The sequence below is a fragment of the Arthrobacter sp. LjRoot14 genome, assembly GCF_964253905.1.
Classification (GTDB): Bacteria; Actinomycetota; Actinomycetes; order Actinomycetales; family Micrococcaceae; genus Arthrobacter.
In genome coordinates this window covers 3,589,675-3,612,077 of the sequence record NZ_CAXURL020000001.1, presented here as the reverse complement: position 1 = coordinate 3,612,077, position 22,403 = coordinate 3,589,675, and the positions used below count along the sequence as shown (strand labels likewise).

At 66.7% G+C, this 22,403-nt stretch carries 18 protein-coding genes; 13 read left to right on the top strand and 5 right to left on the bottom strand.

Going from position 1 to position 22,403, the window contains the following annotated elements; genetic code table 11:
- The first annotated feature begins 18 nt into the window (after nucleotides 1-18).
- From ACSQ12_RS16325 to ACSQ12_RS16280, 10 genes are all read left to right on the top strand, one after another.
- A complete protein-coding gene (locus tag ACSQ12_RS16325; protein WP_436066074.1) occupies nucleotides 19-663 on the top strand; it encodes a hypothetical protein in 645 nt (214 codons plus the stop codon).
- Between the two features lie 336 nt (nucleotides 664-999).
- Entirely contained in the window at nucleotides 1,000-2,043 is a 1,044-nt protein-coding gene (locus tag ACSQ12_RS16320) for an o-succinylbenzoate synthase (protein WP_436066073.1), read from the top strand.
- Between the two features lie 64 nt (nucleotides 2,044-2,107).
- On the top strand, nucleotides 2,108-4,192 hold the full coding sequence (locus ACSQ12_RS16315; RefSeq protein ID WP_436066072.1) for a PhoX family protein: 2,085 nt from the start codon (nucleotides 2,108-2,110) through the stop codon (nucleotides 4,190-4,192).
- A 227-nt stretch (nucleotides 4,193-4,419) separates the two neighbouring features.
- Nucleotides 4,420-6,192, top strand: a complete 1,773-nt coding sequence (gene argS / locus ACSQ12_RS16310; protein ID WP_436066071.1) for an arginine--tRNA ligase — start codon at nucleotides 4,420-4,422, stop codon at nucleotides 6,190-6,192.
- 425 nt (nucleotides 6,193-6,617) lie between these two features.
- Nucleotides 6,618-6,944: a helix-turn-helix domain-containing protein gene (locus ACSQ12_RS16305; RefSeq protein ID WP_436065424.1), complete on the top strand. Its 327-nt coding sequence runs from the start codon at nucleotides 6,618-6,620 to the stop codon at nucleotides 6,942-6,944.
- The gene (locus tag ACSQ12_RS16300) at nucleotides 6,941-7,795 is read left to right on the top strand and encodes an IS3 family transposase (protein WP_436065425.1); all 855 of its coding nucleotides are present in this window, start codon (nucleotides 6,941-6,943) and stop codon (nucleotides 7,793-7,795) included. The genes ACSQ12_RS16305 and ACSQ12_RS16300 overlap by 4 nt, the downstream gene beginning before the upstream one ends.
- A gap of 224 nt (nucleotides 7,796-8,019) precedes the next feature.
- The gene (locus ACSQ12_RS16295) at nucleotides 8,020-9,441 is read left to right on the top strand and encodes an extracellular solute-binding protein (RefSeq protein WP_436066070.1); all 1,422 of its coding nucleotides are present in this window, start codon (nucleotides 8,020-8,022) and stop codon (nucleotides 9,439-9,441) included.
- Nucleotides 9,438-10,418 (top strand): carbohydrate ABC transporter permease, encoded by a 981-nt coding sequence (locus ACSQ12_RS16290; protein WP_436066069.1) that lies wholly within the window; start codon nucleotides 9,438-9,440, stop codon nucleotides 10,416-10,418. Before ACSQ12_RS16295 ends, ACSQ12_RS16290 begins: the two co-directional genes overlap by 4 nt.
- An 8-nt stretch (nucleotides 10,419-10,426) precedes the next feature.
- Nucleotides 10,427-11,329, top strand: coding sequence for a carbohydrate ABC transporter permease (locus tag ACSQ12_RS16285; protein WP_245199023.1), 903 nt, complete (start codon nucleotides 10,427-10,429; stop codon nucleotides 11,327-11,329).
- A 24-nt stretch (nucleotides 11,330-11,353) separates the two neighbouring features.
- On the top strand, nucleotides 11,354-12,799 hold the full coding sequence (locus ACSQ12_RS16280) for a glycoside hydrolase family 32 protein (protein WP_436066068.1): 1,446 nt from the start codon (nucleotides 11,354-11,356) through the stop codon (nucleotides 12,797-12,799).
- Between the two features lie 52 nt (nucleotides 12,800-12,851).
- On the opposite strand, the gene ACSQ12_RS16275 is transcribed toward ACSQ12_RS16280, so the two are convergent.
- Complete coding sequence (locus ACSQ12_RS16275) at nucleotides 12,852-13,964, bottom strand: LacI family DNA-binding transcriptional regulator (protein WP_436066067.1); 1,113 nt, start codon at nucleotides 13,962-13,964, stop codon at nucleotides 12,852-12,854.
- A 361-nt stretch (nucleotides 13,965-14,325) separates the two neighbouring features.
- Between ACSQ12_RS16275 and menD the strand changes: the two genes are divergently transcribed.
- Both menD and ACSQ12_RS16265 read left to right on the top strand, forming a co-directional pair.
- Nucleotides 14,326-16,125 (top strand): 2-succinyl-5-enolpyruvyl-6-hydroxy-3-cyclohexene-1-carboxylic-acid synthase, encoded by a 1,800-nt coding sequence (gene menD, locus ACSQ12_RS16270; protein WP_436066066.1) that lies wholly within the window; start codon nucleotides 14,326-14,328, stop codon nucleotides 16,123-16,125.
- A 210-nt stretch (nucleotides 16,126-16,335) separates the two neighbouring features.
- Nucleotides 16,336-17,310 (top strand): hypothetical protein, encoded by a 975-nt coding sequence (locus ACSQ12_RS16265; RefSeq protein ID WP_436066065.1) that lies wholly within the window; start codon nucleotides 16,336-16,338, stop codon nucleotides 17,308-17,310.
- An 87-nt stretch (nucleotides 17,311-17,397) separates the two neighbouring features.
- On the opposite strand, the gene ACSQ12_RS16260 is transcribed toward ACSQ12_RS16265, so the two are convergent.
- The 4 genes from ACSQ12_RS16260 to ACSQ12_RS16245 form a co-directional block, all read right to left on the bottom strand.
- Nucleotides 17,398-18,207, bottom strand: a complete 810-nt coding sequence (locus ACSQ12_RS16260; protein ID WP_245199025.1) for an amino acid ABC transporter ATP-binding protein — start codon at nucleotides 18,205-18,207, stop codon at nucleotides 17,398-17,400.
- A gap of 11 nt (nucleotides 18,208-18,218) precedes the next feature.
- Nucleotides 18,219-19,010 (bottom strand): amino acid ABC transporter permease, encoded by a 792-nt coding sequence (locus tag ACSQ12_RS16255; RefSeq protein ID WP_011692964.1) that lies wholly within the window; start codon nucleotides 19,008-19,010, stop codon nucleotides 18,219-18,221.
- Between the two features lie 96 nt (nucleotides 19,011-19,106).
- Complete coding sequence (locus ACSQ12_RS16250; RefSeq protein ID WP_011692963.1) at nucleotides 19,107-19,910, bottom strand: ABC transporter substrate-binding protein; 804 nt, start codon at nucleotides 19,908-19,910, stop codon at nucleotides 19,107-19,109.
- A 188-nt stretch (nucleotides 19,911-20,098) separates the two neighbouring features.
- The gene (locus ACSQ12_RS16245) at nucleotides 20,099-21,499 is read right to left on the bottom strand and encodes an isochorismate synthase (RefSeq protein ID WP_436066064.1); all 1,401 of its coding nucleotides are present in this window, start codon (nucleotides 21,497-21,499) and stop codon (nucleotides 20,099-20,101) included.
- 130 nt (nucleotides 21,500-21,629) lie between these two features.
- On the opposite strand from ACSQ12_RS16245, the gene ACSQ12_RS16240 reads away from it, so the two are divergent.
- Nucleotides 21,630-22,403 (top strand): demethylmenaquinone methyltransferase, encoded by a 774-nt coding sequence (locus tag ACSQ12_RS16240; protein ID WP_390244708.1) that lies wholly within the window; start codon nucleotides 21,630-21,632, stop codon nucleotides 22,401-22,403.

Below are 22,403 nucleotides of genomic sequence, written 5' to 3'. Positions count from 1 at the left end.
CATTTCAGGAGTGCTGCCATGAACCGAAAAATGAGGAAATTGTGCCTGCCTGCCGCCCTGTCGCTGGCGCTGCTATCGGGAGTTTCGGCCCCTGCGTTTGCGGGGTCCGACGGCGGGGGAAGCGCAGTGGGGCCATGGCCCCCGGAGGACACTGACGGGAAGTACGTTTCCGTTCCCGACGCGTACTACGCCGACTACGAGTTCGACGCCTGTGACACCACCATCAAGGTCTCTGCCGGGGACGAACGCGAAGTGACGTACAAGGGCGAGAAGAAGGATGACGGGACCCTGGTGATCAAGTACCGGGGCGACGCCACGATCGACCTGACCCGCGCCTCCGACGGCGCCACGATCGACGAGCTGGACGTCTCCGGCCCGTTCACCATGCGGCTTGCGGAAGACGGGCTGAGCGCCCACCTGTCCGGCCGGGGTCCAGCCCTGATCTATGCCATGGGAGCAGCTGAGGAAAAGGCCTTTGAAGACGAGGGCCTGCCCAAGGCGTTCTACTTCACCGAAGGACGGCTGGCAGGCGACGTGGTGTACGCCTCCACCGACCAGAAGGAAGTAGTGTCCGGCGAGATCACGCACAACAGCGTCCGGCACGCGAAGGACATCTGCAAGATGCTGGACCGCGCCAAGGATGACGATCACGGGCACCGGTAAACGGACCGAAACCAGCCGGCCATCATGCGCTGTTTGCGGCGCGTGGTGGCCGCTTCCGTGAGTACGCTCCGGGGGTAAAAACGAGTAGCAGGTACTCATGCGGCGCCGTCTTCCGGACCCTAGCATTTTACTAACGGCCGGGTTGCGGACCGGCCGAACCCCGCAGCATTCCCTGCGGTAACCGCAGGGAATGCATGCCCGGGGCTCCTTGAGCTGGGCCGGCGGCGACGAGTCTCATAAACGTGAAGCTCGCCCCCAGTCGCCGTCGGCCCTACCAGGCCTACCAGGGGAGTGGCCGGCCGAATGGCTGTCAGCCCTGGCCGGTAGAGTGAAAACATGCCCGCCGACGCACCCCGCCAGCCCCGGAATCTTCCGTCTGTGAACCTTCCTTCCGTGGAACAGCTTGTGGCGTCCGCGCACGTGGTGAGCCTGCCCATGCGCGTGAAGTTCCGCGGCATCACGCAGCGCGAAGCCCTGCTGCTGGACGGCCCGCTGGGCTGGGGCGAATTCTGCCCCTTCCCCGAATACGGGGACGCCGAGGCTTCCCGCTGGCTCGCCTCCGCCGTCGAAGCCGGCTGGCAGGGTTTTCCGCCTGCGCTGCGGTCAGTGATTCCGGTCAACGCCACGGTCCCCGCCGTCCCCGCAGACCGCGTTCCGGACGTCCTGGCCCGCTTCGGCCGGGTGGACGCCGTCAAAATCAAGGTGGCCGAACGCGGCCAGACGCTCGACGACGACGCCGCCCGGGTTGCCGCCGTCCGCAGCGCCCTCCCGGACGCCGCCATCCGGGTGGACGCGAACGGCGGCTGGGACGTACCCGCCGCCGTGGAGGCACTGACCCGGCTGTCCGCCGTCGGACTGGAATACGCCGAACAGCCGGTCCCGGACATCGAAGGCCTGGCCGAGGTCCGCCGCCGGCTGCGGGACGCCGGCGTCCCCGTGCTGATCGCCGCGGACGAAAGCGTGCGCAAGGAAGAGGACCCCCTCCGCGTGGCGAGGGCCGGGGCGGCGGACCTGATCGTGGTCAAGGTGGCGCCGCTCGGGGGAGTGCGGCGCGCCCTGGACATCGTGGCGCAGGCCGGGCTGCCCGCCGTCGTCAGTTCCGCGCTGGACACCTCGGTGGGCATCCGCGCCGGGATGGCCCTGGCGGCGGCGCTCCCGGAACTGCCGTATGCCTGCGGGCTGGGAACGGTTTCGCTGTTTGAGCAGGACATCACCCTGGACCCGCTGGTGGCCGACGACGGCGCCATCCGCGTCCGCGACGTCACCGCCGACGCCGGGCTGCTGGAGCGGTACGCGGCACCCGCCGACCGCCGGGACTGGTGGCTGGACCGGCTCCGCCGCGTCCACGCAGTGCTGTTCACCGGATCTTCACCTGCCTGACGGCTGCCGGTTGCGATCGGCTGGAAAGGTGGGCTGGACCGCATCACATCCCTTGGAGGCCCCCATGTCTGAAACGACCGGACGCAAGTTTGCCCTACTCCCCATGCTTGGCCACACCAAAGGCAAGCGCAGCCCCGTCACCTGCGCGCTGAAGTGTGACAACGCCTGCTCGGGCGAGGTCTGCAACACCAGCTCCAACAGCTACTTCCGCGACATCGCCTCTGCCACGATGTCCCGCCGCGCCGCCCTGGGCTTCGGCGCCGCCGGTGCGCTCGCCGTCGTGCTCGGAAGCGCGGCAACGTCCGCCGGAACCGCAGTGGCCGACGGCGGCACCGGCCTTGCCGCCGCCGCGAAGGACGGCTTCGGCAAGTCCAAACTGCAGTTCACCGCGATCCCGTCCGTTGCAGCGGACGTGGACAAGCTGACCGTGCCCGCCGGGTTCACCTGGCAGCCGGTGATCCGCTGGGGCGACCCCATCTTCAACACCGCGCCGGACTTCGACCTCAACAACCAGACGGCCGCCGCCCAGGAACAGCAGTTCGGCTACAACAACGACTACTCGGACATCCTGGAGATTCCCGGCAGCAAGGGCCGCCGCGCCGTGCTGTTCGCGAACCACGAGTACACCAACGAGAACATCATGTTCCCGGCCACCATGCCGGCCGCTGACGTCCGCGCAGTGGGCCAGGCGGCACACGGCCTTTCCGTGGTGGAGCTGGAGCGGAAGAACAAGAACAAGCCGTGGAGCTACGTCAAGGGCGCAGGACTCAACCGCCGCTACCTGAACAGCACGGTTTACGAACTCACCGGCCCCGCCGCGGGATCATCGCTGGTGAAGACCATCGACGACCCGTCCGGCCGCGCCATCAAGGGCACGCTGGGCAACTGCGCCGGCGGCACCACCCCGTGGGGCACCATTCTCTCCGGCGAAGAGAACTTCAACGGCTACTTCGTCTCCCCGGGAACGTCCGCTTCGGACCTCCGCTACGGGCTGACCTCCAAGGCCACTGCCCGCCAGTGGGAACTGGACGATCCCCGCTTCGACACCCGCAACACCGGGTACGCGAACGAGGCCAACCGCTTCGGCTGGATCGTGGAAGTGGACCCCTTCGACCCCACCTCCACGCCGAAGAAGCACTCCTCCCTGGGCCGCTTCAAGCACGAGGGCGCCAACGTGATCGTGGCGGAATCCGGCCACGTGGTGGCCTACATGGGTGACGACGAGCGCTTCGACTACCTCTACAAGTTCGTCTCGGCCGACAAGTACCGGGAGGGCGACCGCAAGCACAACATGACCCTCCTCTCCGCCGGCAACCTGTACGTCGCCAAGTTCACCGGGAACTCACCGGCCGCCGAGATCACCGGCACCGGCGCCGTGCCGGCCGACGGTTCGTTTGACGGCACCGGCGAATGGCTGCCGCTGGTGGAGAACGGGGCCTCCAAGGTACCCGGCATGTCGCTCGAAGAGGTGCTGGTGTACACCCGCCTGGCCGCGGACAAGGTTGGCCCCACCAAGATGGACCGCTGCGAGGACGTCCAGCCGAGCCTGCACACGGGCAAGGTCTATGTGGCCTGCACCAACAACTCGGACCGCGGCAAGGCAGGCAAGGAAGGCGCCACCGAGATCAACCCGCGCAACGCCAACCGCGACGGCCACATCGTGGAAATCACCGAAACCGGCGGCCAGACCTCCACGGCATTCACCTGGAACCTGCTGATGGTCTGCGGCGATCCTGCCCAAGGCGACGTCACCTACTTCTCCGGCTTCCCGGTGGAGCAGGTCTCGCCGATCTCCTGCCCGGACAACCTCGCGTTCGACTCCGTGGGCAACCTCTGGATCTCCACCGACGGCGCACCGTCCGGCATCGGCCGCGCGGACGGCCTGTTCAAGGTGACGCTCGACGGCGCCGAACGCGGCAAGGTGGAGCAGTTCCTGGCCGTGCCGCGCGACGCCGAAACATGCGGGCCGATCGTGCACGACGACGAGCGCACCGTCTTCGTCTCCGTGCAGCACCCGGGCGAAGACGGAACGTTCGACGCGCCCAACTCGTACTTCCCGGACTACGTTCCGGCAGGCACGACGCCGGCGCGAGGCCAGGCCCGCGCCCCGCGCCCGTCTGTGGTCCAGGTCTTCCGCACCGACGCCTAGCCACGGTTAGTCCGAGCCGGTAGGGACGCTCTCTCACTTCCTGCCGGTTTTTTCGGGACGCTCTCTCACCTTTGGTGGGTTTTTTCGGGACGCTCTCTCACCTCCACGGCCGCACACGCCGGGAGATGGGGGAGCGTTCCGGATTAACCGGATTCATCCGCAGGAACCGGGAGGGCGCCGGAACGGGCCGGGGCTGATAATTTGAGCTTGTGAATAATCCGGCCGAGATGGTTGTCCCCAGAGTCCAGGCAGCTATTGCCCAAGCGTTCGGCGAAGAGTTCCGGGACACCGACCCGGTTGTCCGGCCGTCGCAGTTCGCCGACATCCAGATCAACGCCGCCATGGCACTCGCCAAGAAGGTCGGCCTGCCGCCACGCGACGCTGCTGCCCGGATCGTCGAGGCGCTGGAGCTCGACGGACTCTGCACCGCCGTCGAAATATCCGGCCCCGGCTTCATCAACCTCACGTTCGACGGCACCTGGATCGAGGAGCTTCTCAACGCCCAGGCTTCCCAGCCGCAAGGCGGGCCGGAGACGCAGGCCCGTCGCGTCGTCGTCGACTATTCCTCCCCAAACGTTGCCAAGGAAATGCACGTGGGGCACCTGCGCACCACCGTGGTGGGGGACAGCCTGGTCCGCGTCCTGGAGGCGCTGGGCCACACGGTGATTCGGCAGAACCACATCGGCGACTGGGGCACGCCGTTCGGCATGCTGATTGAGCACTGGCTGGAGATCGGCGAGGATTCTCCCGAGGCCGCCCTGCTCGTGGAGGACCCCAGTGCGTTCTATCAGGCAGCGCGGGCAAAGTTCGACAGCTCCGACGGCAGCCCGGACAGCTTTGCGACGCGTGCCCGCCTTCGCGTGGTGTCCCTCCAGTCGGCCCACGAGGAAACGCTGGACGTGTGGCAGCGGCTGGTAGACCACTCGAAGGTCTACTTCAATGCCATCTACGCCACGCTGGGAGTCAGCCTCGAGGACGACCACATTGCCGGCGAAAGCTCCTACGATCCCCATTTAGCACAACTGTGCCAGGAACTGGAGGAGCGCGGGCTGGCCCGCGTCAGCGAGGGGGCGCTGTGCACCTTCCCGGCGGGCTTCAAGGGCAGGGACGGTGAACCCCTGCCGCTGATCATCCGCAAATCCGACGGCGGCTACGGGTACGCCACGACCGACCTCGCCACCATCCGGTACCGGGTCCAGGAACTCCATGCCGACCGCATCCTCTACGTGGTGGGCGCCCCGCAGAACGTGCACCTCCGGATGGTCTTTGAGACCGCGCGGGAGGCCGGCTGGCTCCCGGACACGGTGGAAGCCACCCACGTGCAGATCGGCAACGTGCTGGGCGAAGACGGCAAGATCCTGAAGTCGCGCTCGGGCACCCCGGTGAAGCTCATGGCCCTGCTGGACGAAGCCGTGGACCGTGCGCGCGCCGTGGTGGACTCGAGCCGCCCTGAGCTCTCGGAGGAGGAACGCGCCGTGACTGCCCGGCAGGTGGGCATCGGCGCGGTGAAGTACGCTGACCTCGCCGTGGGGCACGACACCGAGTACGTCTTCGACTTCGACAGGATGCTGGCCCTCAGCGGCAACACGGGCCCATACGTGCAGTACGCTGCGGCCCGGATCCGCTCCATCCTGCGGAAGGCGGGGGAGCCGACGGCGGAGCCGGCCGTTTCGCCGGCGGGTGCGCCGGGCGAGGCGGTGGGGGAGCCGACGGCGGCAGCGAGTATCGCCGTCGTCGAACCTGCTGAGCGGGCCTTGGCGCTCCACCTGCTCGAGTACGGTGCGACCCTCCGAAGGGTCGGGGAACTGCTGGAGCCGCACCGGCTCTGCGCGTACCTGTTCGAACTCTCGCAGCTGTTCACCTCGTTCTACGACCAGTGCCCGGTGCTGAAGGCGGACGAATCCGTCCGCGAGTCACGCCTCGCCCTATGCGCACTCGTCCTCCACAGGCTCTCCGAGGGCCTGGACCTGCTGGGTATCGAGACTCCGGAGAACATGTAGCCCCCCGGCGGCTCCGGGACCCCCGACCCTGACCCAACCTCCGTCGGGAGCCCTCCCGCGGGCCCTCCGTCGGGAGCCCTCCCGCGGGCCCTCCGGCCGAACCTCCGTCGGGAGCCCCTGCAACGCTCTCGCACTTTCTACCGCTTTTATTCAAACGCTCTCTCAGATCCTGACGGTTTTTCGGCAACGCTCTCTCACCTTCCTGAACTGCTCCCCGGAAGTTGGACTGAGAAATTCAGTTCCGACTTCCGGGGAGCAGTTTTATGCGTGCAAATAGTTTGTTGTCTGAGGTCCAGCGCGAGGCGGCGGTAGCGTGGTTTGAGAAAGGCATCGGGTATCGGGCAGCGGCGCGTTTGCTGGATGCGCCGTGGGTGCCCGTTAGGGCGCTGTATGGGCGGTGGAGGATTCATGGGCAAGGAGTGCTGGTGAGCAAACCGGCGAAGTCGTACTCGTTCGAGTTCAAGCTGGCCTTAGTGGAGCGGTTCCTCGCGGGCGAGGCCGGCCAGGACCTGGCTGTGGAGGCCGGCTTGTCCTCGCGTCAGTTGCTGCAAAAGTGGGTCCGGGCGTATCGCCGTGATGGTGCGGAGGCATTACGTCCCAGGGCCAAAGGCAGGCCCGCGAAGTCCGCAGCTCCACCTCCACCGGCCGAGTTAACCGAACTGGAACGGTTGCGCCGGGAGAACGAACGACTCCGCGCGGAGGTGGCATATCTGGGAAAATTGCGGGCCTTGAGGGCTCAGGAACGACAGTGAAGGTTCAGGCCCTCATTGCCCTCAAGGCTGACTACCCTCTCCCGGTCCTGCTGCCGGTCGCGGGCCTGGCCCGCTCGACGTTCTTCTACCACCAGGCCCGGCTTCGATCTCCAGACCCCAAGGAAGCACTCAAGGCCGCAGTCACGGAGATCTTCACGACAAACCATGGCCGCTACGGCCATCGCCGCATCCACAGCGAGCTAACCAAGCAAGGGTGGGCGGTTGCGAAGAAGACCGTGCTGAAACTGATGCGCTCACTGCAGCTGCTCTGTAAGGTCCGCCGAAGGAAGCGCTATAACTCCTACCAAGGTGAGCAGGGCGCTATTGCCCCGAATCTGCTGAACCGGAAGTTTGATGCTGACGCTCCGAACCAGAAGTGGGTCACGGACGTGACGGAGTTCCGCGTCGGGGACCGGAAGCTCTACCTCTCACCAGTCATGGACCTCTTCGACCGACAGATCATCTCCTATTCCGTTGGCAGCTCGCCGAACCTGGAACTGACCAACAGTTCGCTCCGCAGCGCCCTCGCCCGTCTTGAGCCGGGGCAGCAGCCGCTGGTGCATTCGGACCAAGGCGTCCAATACCAACACGCCTCATGGCGGATCCTTCTCAAAGATGCCGGCGCCGCGCAGTCGATGTCCCGCAAGGGCAACTGCTACGACAACGCCGTCATGGAAAACTTCTTCGGACACCTCAAAGAAGAGCTCTTCCACCACGTCCGCTTCCTCAGCACCGACGCCCTGGCCTCGGCACTTCCCGAGTACATCCGCTGGTACAACAACGAAAGAATCTCCACAAGGCTCAAGGGCCTGAGCCCGGTGCAATACCGAGCCCAGACCCTTGCGGCCTAGAATCCGATTTAGCCAGTCCAACTATCGGGGACCAGTTCATTCCGCGGCATGACCGCTGCAAGTGAGAGAGCGTTTCTGTTTTTTCGGTAGGAAGTGAGAGAGCGTCCGGGAAAAAGCCGCCGGTAGTGAGAGAGCGTCGCATTACGTGCGGCATCATTGTGATGCTTGACACGTGTTAGGTCGGCGATCTACAGTACCTAACACGTGTTAGGAAGGAAATTGACATGACCGGAGCCACAAACGGGCATCTGCGGGAAATCACCCGCCGAACCGCCCTTGGTGCCCTGGGCGCGGGAATCATCGGAGCATCCGTGGCGTCGTGGCCGCGGCTCTCCGGGACTGACATTCCGGGCCGCGGGGACAACAGCCTCAGCATCGCCATCATGGGCACCGCCGCGGACGCCGCCGCCCGCCAGCGCGCCATCGATGCCTTCACCCGCCTCCACCCGGAGATCAGGGTCAAGGTCCAGGCCATCCAGGCCGTCGACTGGAAAGATTTCTTCACCAAGATCCTCACGATGGTAGCCGCGGGCACCCCGCCGGATGTGGTCTACGTGGCCACGGAAGGCGCCCAGCTGTTCGCCGAAAAGCTCGCCCACCCGCTGGACGAGTACGTGCGCCGCGACGCCGCGGACATGGCCGAGTTCTTCGACGACGTCCACCCCAGCCTGGTAGAGGCGTTCATGTACAAGGGCAGCCTGTACCAGCTCCCCATGGACTGGAACGCCGCCAACATGTATTACAACACCACCGCGTTCGCGCAGGCCGGCCTGGAGCGCCCGGCGGACGACTGGACCCACATGGACTTCCGCAACAGCCTGGCTGCCATGCGGAAGGCCCGGACCTCGGATTTCACGCCCTACTACTGGACCAACCGCCTCTTCGGCGGCGTGGTGCCGTGGCTTTACGCCAACGACACCAGCTTCCTGAAGGAGACCAGGTCCGCCGGCGGCGAGTGGCTCTGGGACGGCTTCTACGCCAAGGATCCTTCCCGTAGCCTCCGCTCCGGCGGCTACCAGTGGCTGGAACCCAACGCCAACGACGACCGCGTGTTCGAGTCCTTCGACTACCTCCGCGGACTGGTCAAGGACGGGCTCGGCGTCCGCCCCGAGGAAGGCGGCGGCAGTTCACTGGTGGGACTCTTCGCATCCAACCGCATCGGGACCACCCCGGCCGGCGGCTACTGGGTGCAGGGCCTGCACGAAGCCGGGATGGGCGAAAGCGATTTCGACGTGCAGTTCTTCCCTCGCTGGAAGACCCAGCGCCACCAGTTCGGCACCGCCGGCTACGCGATCATGAAGACCGCGAAGGACAAGGACGCCGCCTGGGAATGGATCAAGTTCAGTTCCAGCCGCGAGGCCATGGAACTGATCTTCCCCAACCCGATTACGACGCCGGCGCGCCGCTCCATGGTCAACGAGCAGCTCTACGCCGGCAAGGGGCCCGCCCATTGGAAGGTCTTCTACGACACCCTGGACCGGTTCCCCACCACCGGCCCCATTCCGGCACCACCCCAGCAGGCCGCCGTTGAAACGGCCTTGATGAAGAACGTATCGCTCGCAGTCAGCGGCGACGAGCGCCAGCTCAAGCAGGCCCTCGCCTCCATGCAGCGCGATCTTGAACTGGCCCTGAGGAGGCAGTCATGAGCACCACCACCCCGCACCGGGAACGGCCGAAGCGGGCCGCCGGGCCGGCGGCGTCGGGGGTTGCACCCGGCGGCGCCCACGCTAAGAACACCGCAACCAACGCACGGCACAGCCAGCGTTGGCTGGCCTGGATCTTCCTGGCCCCCACCATCCTCGGCATGGGCCTGTTCACGCTGATCCCGATCGTCGCCTCCGTTGTCCTGGCCTTCTTCCGCTGGGACATCATTTCCGCGCCGACGTTCGTGGGGTTCGACAACTTCTCCGAAGTGGTCCAGGATCCCACCGTCCGGGTGTCCTTCCTGAACACCATCGTGTTCGTGGTGGTGGCCGTGGCCCTTCAGCTGGGGCTGGCCCTGGCACTGGCCATCATGGTGCAGGAGAAGATGCCGGCCTGGCTGCGTGTGTTCTTCCGCTCCGCCTTCTTCTTCCCGCTAATCCTGTCCGCGGCCTCCGTATCAATCTTCATGCGGTACCTCTTCAACGAGCAGTTCGGCGTGGTCAACTGGTTCCTGTCCCTCGTGGGCATCCCCGCCGTGCCGTGGCTGACCACACCGGGAGGGTCCGCCGCCGTCGTGATTCTGGTCTATGTGTGGCAGAACTTCGGATTCTCCTTCCTGCTGTTTATCGGGGGCCTGGCCTCCATTCCCGTGGAGACATACGAAGCAGCCGCGATCGACGGCGCCACCGGCTGGCGCAAGCACCTTCACGTGACACTGCCGCTGCTCAGCCCCACCACCCTGGTGGCCTCGGTGATGGCCATCATCAGCGCCCTGCAGGTGTTCGACCAGCCCTATGTGCTGACCCGCGGCGGCCCCGGCGACTCCACACGCACCGCCGTCATGGTCATCTTTGAATCGGCGTTCCAGCGGCTCGAATTCGGTCAGGCGTCCGCCATCGGCGTGCTGCTCACCCTGATCATCATGGCCATCACGGCCGCGCAGTTCCGGCTCAGCAAACGATTCGTCTTCTACCAGTAAGGCCAGCCATGACAACCACAACAGACCACGGCCTGGCCGGACATTCCCCCCGGCTCTCCGAAGGCCTCCCGGAAACGTCACCCAACCGGCGCCGGTTCAGCTGGGCCTTTCCCATCCGCATCGCCCTGCTGGTGATCGCGGCCGCCCTGACGCTGGGCCCGGTGATGTGGACCCTGTCCACCTCGCTGCGCTCGCCGTCGGAATCCTTCAAACTGCCGCCGTCGTTCATCCCCTGGAACCCCGACTTCACGTCCTACGGGGAAGTATTCCAGCAGCTGAATATCTTCCTGCTCGTCCTCAACAGCGCCTTGGTGACCGGGCTGATCGCGGTGGGCCAGATGGTGTCCGCAGCGCTGGCAGGCTACGCCTTCGCCCACCTGAAGTTCCGCGGCCGCGGCGCCCTCTTCTCGATCGTGCTCGCCACCATGATGGTGCCGGTGCAGGTCACGATCGTTCCCGTCTTTATGCTGATCCGCGGCATGGGCCTCTCGGATACGCTGCTGGCGCTGATCCTGCCGGCCATTCCGACGGCGTTCGGCACCTTCCTGATGCGCCAGTACTTCATGGGGCTGCCGGCAGAGCTGGCCGAAGCGGCTTCGATCGACGGCGCCTCGCCCTGGCGTACATTCCGTTCCGTGTATGCGCCGCTGGCGATGCCCGGCATGGCCATCGTGGGAATCCTCGCCTTCAACTTCCATTGGAACGAGTTCTTCCGCCCGCTCATCCTGACCATCTCCGAGCAAAACTTCACGCTTCCGCTGGGACTGGTCTCGCTCCAAGGCAACCTGGGAACCGGCAGCATCTCAGTAGTTCTCGCAGGCGTGGTCCTGTCCATGATTCCGGCGCTGGTGGTCTTTATGTTCGGCCAGCGCGCACTCCAGGACGGCCTCACGGCCGGCACCGGAAAATAACCTCCCCACCGAAAGGCCCCCGCCATGCCCTCCCCGGACCTCGCCGCCGTCCGTTTCGACGACGTCGCCGCCCACCATCCCGACCCAGTCTTCCCGCGTTTCCACCCGCGTCCCGCGCAGGGCTGGATCAACGACCCCAACGGCATCAGCTTCATCAACGGCCGGTACCACGTGTTCTTCCAGTACAACCCGGACTCCGCCCGGCACCACAAAATCGCCTGGGGCCACGTCAGTTCCGCCGACCTGGTGCGCTGGGAGGAGCACCCGGTGGCGCTGCGCCCGCAGCACGGCGGGCCGGATGAGTACGGCTGCTGGACCGGTGTGGTGACGGACGACGGCGGCGTCCCCACCGCCGCTTATTCGGGCGTCCGCGGGGACGGCGGGCATTCGCAGGTGGTCATCGCCCGCGGCTCGGAGGATCTGGTCCACTGGGAGCAGACCGGCCATGTTGCCGCCTCGATGCCCAACGACGGACAGGTCACCGCCGTGCGCGACCCGTTCATTTTCCGGTTCAACGGCAAGAGGTACGCCATGCAGGGCGCCGGCCTTGCCAACGGGCACGCCGCCCTGCTCCTGTACACGGTGGAGGACATGTCCGACTGGAAATACCAGGGCATCTGGCTGACCTCGGAAAATCCGGTGGCCTCTGAGTTCACGCCGGCCGAGATCTGGGAATGCCCACAGCTGGTGCGGGTGCCGGAGGCTTCCGCTGCCGGCGGTTCCGCTGCGGATTCGTCCGGGGATTCCGGGACCTGGCTGATGATGTTCTCGCTCTGGCTCTCCGGGGACGCGCACGAGCACGCCAACGGCGTGGGCCATCTGATCGGTTCGCTGACCGAGGACCCCGAAACCGGACTGCCGGTCTTCACGCCCCGCGGCGGCGGCAGGTCCGATCATGGACGCGACTTCTACGCTCCGCAGGTGGTGGCCTTGGAGGACCGCGCCCTGCTGTGGGGCTGGGCCAACGAGGGCCCGGGCCGGGACGGACGCCGCGGCCGCAGCCAGGACGAGATCGACGCCGCCGGCTGGGCAGGGGTCCTGACTTACCCGCGTGAGCTGTCGGTGGTCGACGGCGCGCTGGTGGTCAGCCCCGCCCCCGAAATCGATGCCTACCGTGGAACGCCAGTGGCCAGCCGGGCCGGAGGAACCGTCCAGCTGCCGCCGTTCGCCGAGGCCCTGGTGACCGCGGGCGGCGCGACTGATGCTGGCGGCGGGACCGGCGCTGGCAGCGGGGACACCGCCGTCGAACTCCTGCTCGTGGGGGACGGCAGCCGGCAGACCGTGTTCAGCGGAACGGTGAAGCCAGGGGAGGAACTGCGCGTGTTTGTGGATGCCTCACTGGTGGAGGTGTACAGAAGCGGCTCCGTGGCTACAACGCTGCGCGCCTACCCGGCTGCCGGTGAAGAGTGGCAGCTGCTGCTTCCCGCAGGTGCGACGGCCGAGGTCTGGGAACTGAGCCAGCCCTCCTAGGGCGGTGGGCACCCGGCCGGGTTAGCGCCCGGCCGGTGGGCGTCCGGCCGGGTTAGCGCCCGGCCGGGACGGGGCCGGTGGAATCCCGGACCACCAGCCGGCACGGCACCATCGTCACCGCGCTGGCGTGAGCTCCGGTTCCAGCGCCGGTACCGGAGCCGGCGGCGGAAGCCCGGCCGCCGTCGTCGTGCTTTCCATTCGGTGCCGACCCCACCTCGGCGAGGAGCGCCGTCATGGCGGCCGCGCCCATCTCCCGGAGGGGAAGGGCCATGGTGCTGAGCGCGGGGACCATGTTCCTGGCGATGCGGAATTCGTCGTCATAGCCCATGACCGACACGTCCTGCGGAATGCTCAGCCCCAGCCGGTAGCAGGCCAGTACGACGCCGATGGCCAGGCGGTCGTTGGCGCACAGGATCGCGGTGGGACGGACGGCCGGCTCCACGCCGTCGAGGAGTTTCATGGCGCCGTGGAAACCGGCGTCGATATCCCACCCCACCTGGAGGACACGGTCCTCATTGACAAGCATGTCCGCACCGGCAAATGCTTCGCGGTAGCCCTCGATCCGGCGGGGCGCCGCGGGGGTCAGGGAGTCGCCGGCGAGGAAGGCGATGTCCCGGTGTCCCAGCGACATCACGTGCTCGGCGGCTTCTCGCCCGCCGCGGACCTCATCAGGGATGACGGCGGGAACACCGGCCTCGGGGCGGTCATCAAAGCAGTTGGCCAGAATAGACGGCACCTGCAGCATGTTGAGCGGGACGTGCAGGGGACGCAGGCCCACGGTGACGTACATCAGCCCGTCCACCTGGCGGTCCAGAAGAGTGGCCACGGCGCCCTCGTCCCGGGACTCGTCCGATTCCGTATCCATCACCACAGTCACAAAGCCCTGAGACCGGGCCACGGCATCCGCCCCGGCGATGATGTTGCCGTCGAACGGGCTGGTGACCACCTCATCCGAGACGATCCCGATGACCCGCGACTGCTGGTTGCGCAGGCTCAGGGCGATGGCGTTTGGCGTGTAGTTCAGCGCTGCCGCGGCTTCCCGGATGCGCTGCTGGCTTTCGAGGGCCACGTTGCCGTCGCCCCGCCCGTTGAGAACTAGCGACACTGCGCTGCGCGAGACGCCCGCCAGCTTGGCGACGTCCAGTGCGGTGGCCTTGCGGTTCATGGGCTGATCCTCCGGGTGGTAATCACTGCTTTGCTGCAGTTTACCTAACTCGTGTGAGCCCCGCTCTGCTTGGGGACGCTCTCTCACTTCTGGTGGGGTTTTGGGCGACGCTCTCTCACTTGTTTCGGGGTTTTCCGGGACGCTCTCTCACTGCGTCGAAGAAAGTGAGAGAGCGTTGGGGGTGAAGCGGCAGGAAGTGAGAGAGGGTTTGGGGTGAAGGGGCAGGAAGTGAGAGAGGGTTTGGGGGTGAAGCGGCGGGAAGTGAGAGAGGGTTTGGGGTGAAGCGGCAGGATGTGAGAGAGGGTTTGGGGTGAAGCGGCAGGATGTGAGAGAGCGTTTGGGTTGGTGGGAGACTTGATTGGTGACTTCTGAGAACCCGCTGGACCCGAACAACGCCTATGCTGCCGCCGATGATGCCCCGCTCTCCGAAGGCGACCCCACGGGTGCCCTGGCCGACTCAGGATCCGACACCCTGACTGCAATCGAGGCCGCCCGGGTCGCCGTCAAAACCCTGCTCGACGGCGGCGTCCGGTACGTCGTGGTTTCCCCCGGTTCGCGTTCCGCGCCCATGGCCTACGCGCTCGCCGAAGCCGACGCCGCCGGACGCGTGGAACTCCTGGTGCGGATCGACGAGCGCTCGGCCGGGTTCACTGCCCTGGGCCTTGCCCTGTCAACGGGGGCGCCGGTGGCCGTGCTCACCACGTCCGGCACCGCCGTCGGGAACCTCATGCCGGCCGTGATGGAAGCCAACCACGCCGCCGTCCCGCTGGTGGTGCTCTCCGCCGACCGGCCCGACGAACTGCGGGGGACCGGCGCCAACCAGACCACGGACCAACTGGACCTCTTCGGCGAGCACGTCCGGTTCGCCGTCGACGTCCCCGCCGGCACAGACCCGCAGCGCGCCGTGGAAACCGCCCTCAGCGCGGCCACGGGAGTCTTCGAGGACACCCCGCCCGGGCCGGTGCAGCTCAACCTGGCCTTCCGCGATCCGCTGGTCCCTGCCGCCGGCGACCACCTGCCCGAAGCAGCGGGTCCGGGAATCTGGCAGATCGGCCGCGGACCGGAGCCGCTCACCCTCACGCCCGCACCGGCCACGCTGGCGGAACGGCGCACTGTGGTGCTGGCAGGGCACGACGCCGGCCCGGTCGCCGAGGCCTTCGCCCGCGCCCACGGCTTGCCGCTACTGGCCGAACCATCCTCCAACGCGCGCTTCGGGCCCAATGCCGTGGGTCCCTACCGGCTGCTGCTGGAGCATTTCGGCCCGGATTCCGCCCAGCCGATCGAGCGCGTGGTGCTGTTCGGCCGGCCAACCCTGTCGAGGCCCGTGTCGCAGCTGTTGGCGCGCGCCGACGTCCCCTCTGCCCTCTACCAGCCGCTTCCGGTGGCCTGGTATGAGCCGGGCCGCAGGACCGAGCTTCCGCTGGACAACCTCAGCGATCTCGCCGACTTCTCGGGCCGGGGCCCCTCGGAGTGGCTGGATGCCTGGCTGCTGGCCGGCGCCGCAGCCCAGCATGCCCTCGACCAGGTGCTGTCCGAGGTACCGGCCGCGACCGGACCGACAGTCGGCGCACTGGTGTGGCAGCACGCGCGCGGGCAGCTGATGCTGGGATCCTCCAACGGCATCCGCGACGTGGACCTCGCCGGCCAGCCCACACCCGAACCGCAGGCCACCGTCTTCGCCAACCGCGGCCTGGCCGGGATCGACGGCACCATCTCCACCGCCACGGGCATCGCCTGGGGCGGCCGGCAGGAAACCACGCTGCTGCTCGGCGACGTCACGTTCCTGCACGACGCCGGCGGCCTCCTCCTGGGCTTCGCCGAGAACGACCCGCTGCTGCGCATCGTCGTCCTGAACGACGCCGGGGGCGCCATCTTCAACCTCCTGGAGCACGGCGCCGTGCAGGAGTCCGGAACCTACGGGAACGCCGTCGAGCGCCTCTTCGGTACCCCGCACAAAGTGGACATTTCGTCGCTCGCCGCAGCATACGGCGTCGACCATTGCGCGGTAAGTACGACGGCGGAACTCGCCAAGGCACTCGCCGCACCGCCGCAGGGACGCAGCATCATTGAGGTCCGCACGGACCGGGCGGGCCTCCGGGAGCTGCACGGCCGCATCAAGGAAGCAGTGGCGGAAGCCGCGCGGGGCGTGCTGGCAGGCTGACCCCGACGCGCTTCACGCCTGGCGACGCGCAAATGCCCTGGCGACGCGCGCACGCCTGGCGACGCGCAAATGCCCTGGCGCACCCGGAATTCCTGGTGCGCCAGGGCATTTGCGTAGCGCAGGGGCACTCACGCGTCGAAAATGGGCGCCTTATCCACATGCAGGCGTCCGCAGCTGTCACCCGGGCCGCGCCGTTGGCATCTTGAACGTATGAACGATCTCCCGCCGCTGCTCCTCGCCCGCGACCGCCTCCTGCACGGACTGACAGCGAAGGACCTGGCTCGGCGTGCAGCGTCGGGTGCGCTGGTGAGAATCCGGCACGGGGTTTACGTAGACGGGCCGGCCTGGCGTGAACTCGTGCCCTGGGAACAGTACCGGCTCCGTGTCCAGGCTGCTGCGGAAACGCACCACAGCCCCACCGTTTTCGCCCGGCACTCCGCGGCAAGCGTGTGGAAGATTCCCACGATGGGCGTGCGCCATCCCGTTCAGGCACTGACTCTGAAGAACGACGGCGGCCGGTCCCGCGCCGGTGTCCGCCGCTACTTCGCTGATCCGTCAGGACTGACAGTTGTCCGGCGGGAGGGCCTGCTGGTCACGGACCGCATCCGGACCGTTCTGGATCTTGCCGCGTTCACGCCGTTCACCGAGGCTGCCGTGCCCTTGGACCATGTGCTCAAGCCGGACCGCACTGGCGGGTTGCGGGCCCTGACCTTGGATAACCTGACGGCCGGCATCGGGTCGAATTACACCGGCGCAGCGCAAAGGAGGATCCGCGCGGCGCTGTCGTTCGCGGATCCTCTTTCCGGGTCGGCGGGGGAGTCCTACAGCCGCTCGCTGATGCACGTGGCCGGCCTCGAACCACCGGTCCTGCAGCAGGCGGTCTACGACTCCGACGGCCTGGTGGGCTACGCAGATTTCTATTGGAAGCAGGCAAAGGTGGTCGGAGAGTTCGACGGCGTGGCCAAGTACGTCAAACCGGAGTTCCTGATGGGCCGGACGGCGTCCCAAGCGGTGGTGGACGAAAAGGGGCGTGAGAACCGTATCCGCGCCGCCGGCTTCAAGGTGGTGCGGTGGGACTGGGCCGACCTGATGGAACCCGGCAGGCGGGAACGCATGTTGGCAGCGGGTGGCGTGCCCCGCCGTCGTGCCCGTTCAGCCGACTTCGACGCGCGAAATGCCTCATGACGCGCAAATGCCCTGGCGCACCCGGAATTCCAGGTGCGCCAGGGCATTTGCGTAGCGCCGGGGCATTTACGCCTCGAAAACAGGAGCCTAACCCGAGATGTCGATGTGCGTCGGGTCCAGGACGCGCTTGAGGAATTCCTTGGTGCGGGACTGCGTGGGGGCGCTGATGACCTGTTCGGCTATGCCTTCCTCGACCACAACGCCGCCGTCCATGAAGACCACGCGGTCGGCCACTTCGCGGGCGAAGCCCATCTCGTGGGTCACCACCAGCATGGTCATGCCCTCCTTGGCCAGGTTCCGCATGACCGACAGGACGTCGCCCACCGTCTCCGGGTCGAGGGCCGACGTGGGCTCGTCGAACAGCATGAGCTCGGGGTCCATGCTCAGCGCGCGGGCGATGGCAACGCGCTGCTGCTGGCCGCCGGAGAGCTGGTCCGGGAAGCGGTCGGCCAGGTGGCCAAGGCCCACGCGGTCCAGGTTGGCCTGCGCCACCTTGTCCGCCTCGGCCTGCCCGCGCTTGAGCACCTTGGTCTGCGCGATGGTGCAGTTCTGCCGGGCGTTCAGGTGCGGGAACAGGTTGAACTGCTGGAACACCATGCCCACCTTGCGGCGCATCTTGTCGATGTCCACGTCCGGGTCGGTGGCCTCGAAGCCGCCCACGTGGATGGTGCCCTCGTTGGGCTGCTCGAGCAGGTTCACACACCGCAGCAGGGTGGACTTGCCGGAGCCGGACGGGCCGATCAGGCAGACAACCTCGCCGGGGGCAACGTCCAGGCTGATGCCCTTGAGGACTTCGTTGGAGCCGTAAGACTTGCGGAGGTCCTTCAGGGAAACTCCGGCTGCATGGACGGATCCGCTGGTACCGGCGCTGCCGGAGGAGTGTACGACGTCGTTCATGACTATCCTGCCTATCGCTTCGTCCGCGCGGAGCGGCTTTCGAACTTCCGGGCCAAAAGGCTCAGCGGGATGGTGATCACCAGGTAGAAGGCACCGGCCACGAGGAGCGGGGTGAGCCCTGCGCCCAGGCTGGAGATGCCGTCGCGGCCGAACTTGGTGAGCTCATACTGCGAGGCGGTGAGGCCCAGCACGTAGATCAGCGAGGAGTCCTTGGTCAGGAGGATGACCTCGTTGGTCAGAGGCGGCAGCACGATCCGGAACGCCTGCGGGATCACGATGGACACCATGGCGCGCCACTGCGGCATGCCGAGCGACCGGGCGGCTTCCAGCTGGCCCTTGGGCACCGCCTGCAGGCCGGCACGGAGCGTTTCGGCGATGTAGGCCGCGGCCACCATGCCCAAGGAAATCATCACCACAATGGTCACGTTCCACTGCACGCCGAATGCGAGGGGCACGCCGTAACCGAAAGCGATGAACACCAGCAGGGCGGGGATGCCGCGGAAGAACTCGATGTAGCCGGTGGCAAGCCAGCGGTACAGCGGGAAGCTGGAGAGCTTCATGAGTGCCAGCAGCAGGCCGCCGGACAGGCCCACAATGAAGCCGAGGGCCGTGTAGATGAGGGTGTTCTTGAGGCCGGAGAAGAAGATGTCCGGGAACATCGGGCCGATCTTGGCGAAGTTGAAGACGCTGGTGCCGATGGTCTTCCAGTCCGTGGCCAGAACCAGCGCGGCCACAGCCACAACGAAGATTCCGGCCTGGACGTACAGGCTGACTTTGGCTCGTTGACGTGCGGTCATTGCCATGGTGTTCTCACATTCGTTTGCGCAGTGAGGGCCCCGTACAGGCTGATGAACAGGTGCTGAACGGGGCCCCGGCTGCGTAGGTCTCTGGAGCGTGTGCTACTTGGCGGCTTCGCCGAACCAGGTGGTCTCGTACTTCTTCAAGGAGCCGTCGTCGGTCAGGCGCTTGAGCGTGGAGTTGACCTGGTCAGCCATGGCGGTGTTGCCCTTTTTGATGGAGATGCCCAGCTTCTCGCCCGTGGCGTAGTTTTCCACGCGCTTGTACTTGGGGTCGTCCTTGATGGCGTAGGCCAGGACGGACTGGTTGCCGAGGGCGGCGTCGATGGTGCCGGCCTGGAGAGCCTGGACCAGGAGTCCGGAATCTTCGAACTGCTGGGCGTCGATGCCCTTTTCCTGCGCGTACTTGGCGCCGGTGGTGGCCTGCTGCACGCCCACCTTCTTGCCCTTGGCGCTGTCGATGTCCTTGATGCCGGACGCTTCGCTGGCCACGAGGGTGAGGTCGTCGTCCATGTACGGGTTGGAGAAGTCCATGACAGCCTTGCGGGTGTCCGTGATGGAGACCGAGGAGATGGAAACGTCGCAGCCAGTGAGGGCGGTGCCGGTTTCGATGGCCTCGAAGGAGCTGTCCACCACGCTGAGCTCGGCCTTCAGGTCCTTGGCGACCTCGGCGGCGATGTCCATGTCGAAGCCGACGATCTTGCCGTCCTTCTGGAACTCGAACGGCTCGTAGGGGACGTCGGAGCAAACGGTCAGCTTGCCGGCGTTGATGAGCTGGACGCCGCCCGCGGAGGACGCAGCGGGGGTGGAGCTGCCGCCGCAGGCCGTGAGGGACAGGGCGCCGACGGCGAGGATTGCGGCTGCCTTGGCGGCCAGCTTTGCCGTGGCGGAGGACATGGGCTGCATAGTTTCTTACCTTTTGTTGCAGGGGTATGCGTGACTAAAACGGCTTATAGTGTATCGCCGAATAAGAGATGTGCATCACAGAAAACTTAGTTTCACTATTGGATAACTAATATCGAGGCTAGCGCAAGACCCCGCGCCGGAGCATTGTCTGAAATCCCGGACTCTCGGCCCGGACCTTCCCCGCGGCTCTAACTTTTGATCCCCAGCGACTCGAGCATCGGCCGGAACTTGGCCCAGGTCTCCGCGAGTTCAGCCTCGGGATGCGAGCCCTCCACAATGCCGCACCCGGCGTAGAGCCGCACCGTGTCCGGCGCCTCGACGACGGCGCCGCGCAGCGCGATGCCCCATTCGCCGTTCCCCGCCGCATCCAGCCAGCCCACCGGTCCGGCGTACGGCCCGCGGTCCATGTGCTCCAGCTTGCGGATCAGCGCGCCGGCCACGGTGGTGGGAGTTCCACAGACCGCGGCCGTGGGATGCAGCGCGTTGATCAACGCAAGGCAGGTGGGCACGTGCCCCTCCACCTCGGTCAGTTCGGCCTTCACGTCCGAGGCCAGGTGCCACACGTTCGGCAGCTCCAGGATGAACGGTTCACTGTGCGCGTTCATGGCCTCGGAGAACGGCGCCAGCTGGGTGGTGAGCGACTGGATCGCAATCTCATGCTCGTGCCGCTGCTTCTCGGACCCCGCCAGCACACGCTCGGCGAATTCCAGCGGCGAGCCGTCCATCCCCTCGGCATCGCGCCGGTCCAGGGTTCCGGCCAGGACCCGGGCCTGGGCAGTCCGCCCCTCCACCTGGATCAGCATTTCCGGGGTCGACCCCACCAGGCCGTCCACGCCGTAGGTCCAGCATTCGCGGTACCGGACGGCCAGCTGGCGCAGGATTTCCGCGGCATTCACGCCCTCCGGAATCGTGGCCACGATGTCCCGGGCCAGCACCAGCTTCTCCAGCTTGCCGGTCCGGATTTCCTCGACGCCCGCGGCCACCGCGGCCATCCAGTCGTGCTCGCTGAGCGATCCGGTTTCAAGTTTAGGTACGACGTCGGCGCCCGGGTTTGCGGTCACGCCGCCGCCGGGGCGGTCGCCCGGTGAAAGCACGACGGCGGTGTCCCGCTGCTCGGTTTCCCGCAGTTCGGCGTCCAAAGAGTCAGGGTCCAGCGGGTCGGCCTTGAGCCAGCGCTCCAGGGCGGCGAGGGCGCCCGCTTCGGTGAGTTCGCCGTCGTCGAACGTTAACTGGGTGAGCCAGGCGCGGCCGTCCCTGACCCCCACAACGATCTCGGGAACGATCAGCCGTGAACGGTGCGTGGACACCTTGGAGAACGCGAACGAGCCGAAGGCCACCGGGCCGGTGCCAGGGCATTCCACGGAGTCGGTGACGTCCGCCTCGAGCACCAGGTGCCGCCACCAGATGTCGGCCTCGAGGAAACGCTCGGGCCCGGTGGCGGTGAAGCGGGCGATCTCGCCGAAGCCCACCAGCCCGGCCTCGCGGCGGGTCCAGCAGAGGACATCGTCCCGGACCAGAAATGACGGCAGCCCCCCGGAGAATGATTTTCCATCCAGAGGGACTGTCAAGGTGCGGAACGTACTCGTCATGATGAGATAACAGTACTCCCGAGTGTGGCCGGCACCTTGTTGGGGCGAACGCCACCGCGCAGCTTTCAGCCCACAGCCCAAAGAATCGCCGTGGTTCGTGGGTCCGCCCAACATTTGAGACAATGACAGGGTGAACCGAGCATCCTTGGATAAGCGTCCGGACGAAGTAGCCACGATGTTTGACGACGTCGCCCCCAAATACGACGTCGTGAATGATGTCCTGTCCATGGGACAGACGCGCCGCTGGCGCCGGGTAGTCGTCGAAGCAATGGACGTGAAGGCCGGCCAGCGCGTGCTGGACCTCGCCGCCGGAACGGGCACCTCCAGCGAGCCCTACGCGGACGCGGGGATCGACGTCATCGCCTGCGATTTCTCCCTGGGAATGCTCAAGGTGGGCAAGCGCCGCCGCCCGGATATCAACTTCATCGCCGGTGATGCCACGCGCCTGCCGTTCGCGGACAACAGCTTCGACGCCACCACCATCTCCTTCGGGCTCCGCAACGTTAACGAGCCCAAGAAGGCCCTGGCTGAAATGCTGCGCGTCACCAAGCCCGGCGGCAAGCTGGTGATTGCCGAGTTCTCCCAGCCCGTGGTGCCGCTGTGGCGCACCATGTACACCGAATACCTGATGCGAGCCCTGCCGGCCATCGCCGTGAAGGTCTCGTCCAACCCGGACGCCTACGTCTACCTCGCCGAGTCCATCCGCGCCTGGCCGGACCAGGACCACCTGGCCGGCTGGCTGCAGGAATCCGGCTGGGAAAAGGTCACCTACCGCAACCTCAGCGGCGGCATCGTGGCCGTCCACCGTGCGCACAAGCCGCTGTCCGGCAGCGCGGCGGCCATCGCCAACCACACCGGCCCCGTGGCGAAACTCCGCCGCAACATCACCCGGCCGGCGAGCTAG

Excerpts from the sequence above, each read along its gene's own strand:
- ACSQ12_RS16265 (WP_436066065.1), top strand. The coding sequence starts at position 16,336 with ATGAACGATCTCCCGCCGCTGCTCCTCGCCCGCGACCGCCTCCTGCAC.
- ACSQ12_RS16320 (WP_436066073.1), top strand. The coding sequence starts at position 1,000 with ATGCCCGCCGACGCACCCCGCCAGCCCCGGAATCTTCCGTCTGTGAAC.
- ACSQ12_RS16325 (WP_436066074.1), top strand. The coding sequence starts at position 19 with ATGAACCGAAAAATGAGGAAATTGTGCCTGCCTGCCGCCCTGTCGCTG.
- ACSQ12_RS16275 (WP_436066067.1), bottom strand. The coding sequence starts at position 13,964 with ATGAACCGCAAGGCCACCGCACTGGACGTCGCCAAGCTGGCGGGCGTC.
- ACSQ12_RS16315 (WP_436066072.1), top strand. The coding sequence starts at position 2,108 with ATGTCTGAAACGACCGGACGCAAGTTTGCCCTACTCCCCATGCTTGGC.
- ACSQ12_RS16250 (WP_011692963.1), bottom strand. The coding sequence starts at position 19,910 with ATGCAGCCCATGTCCTCCGCCACGGCAAAGCTGGCCGCCAAGGCAGCC.
- ACSQ12_RS16295 (WP_436066070.1), top strand. The coding sequence starts at position 8,020 with ATGACCGGAGCCACAAACGGGCATCTGCGGGAAATCACCCGCCGAACC.
- ACSQ12_RS16255 (WP_011692964.1), bottom strand. The coding sequence starts at position 19,010 with ATGGCAATGACCGCACGTCAACGAGCCAAAGTCAGCCTGTACGTCCAG.
- ACSQ12_RS16245 (WP_436066064.1), bottom strand. The coding sequence starts at position 21,499 with ATGACGAGTACGTTCCGCACCTTGACAGTCCCTCTGGATGGAAAATCA.
- ACSQ12_RS16290 (WP_436066069.1), top strand. The coding sequence starts at position 9,438 with ATGAGCACCACCACCCCGCACCGGGAACGGCCGAAGCGGGCCGCCGGG.
- ACSQ12_RS16260 (WP_245199025.1), bottom strand. The coding sequence starts at position 18,207 with ATGAACGACGTCGTACACTCCTCCGGCAGCGCCGGTACCAGCGGATCC.
- ACSQ12_RS16285 (WP_245199023.1), top strand. The coding sequence starts at position 10,427 with ATGACAACCACAACAGACCACGGCCTGGCCGGACATTCCCCCCGGCTC.
- argS (WP_436066071.1), top strand. The coding sequence starts at position 4,420 with ATGGTTGTCCCCAGAGTCCAGGCAGCTATTGCCCAAGCGTTCGGCGAA.
- ACSQ12_RS16280 (WP_436066068.1), top strand. The coding sequence starts at position 11,354 with ATGCCCTCCCCGGACCTCGCCGCCGTCCGTTTCGACGACGTCGCCGCC.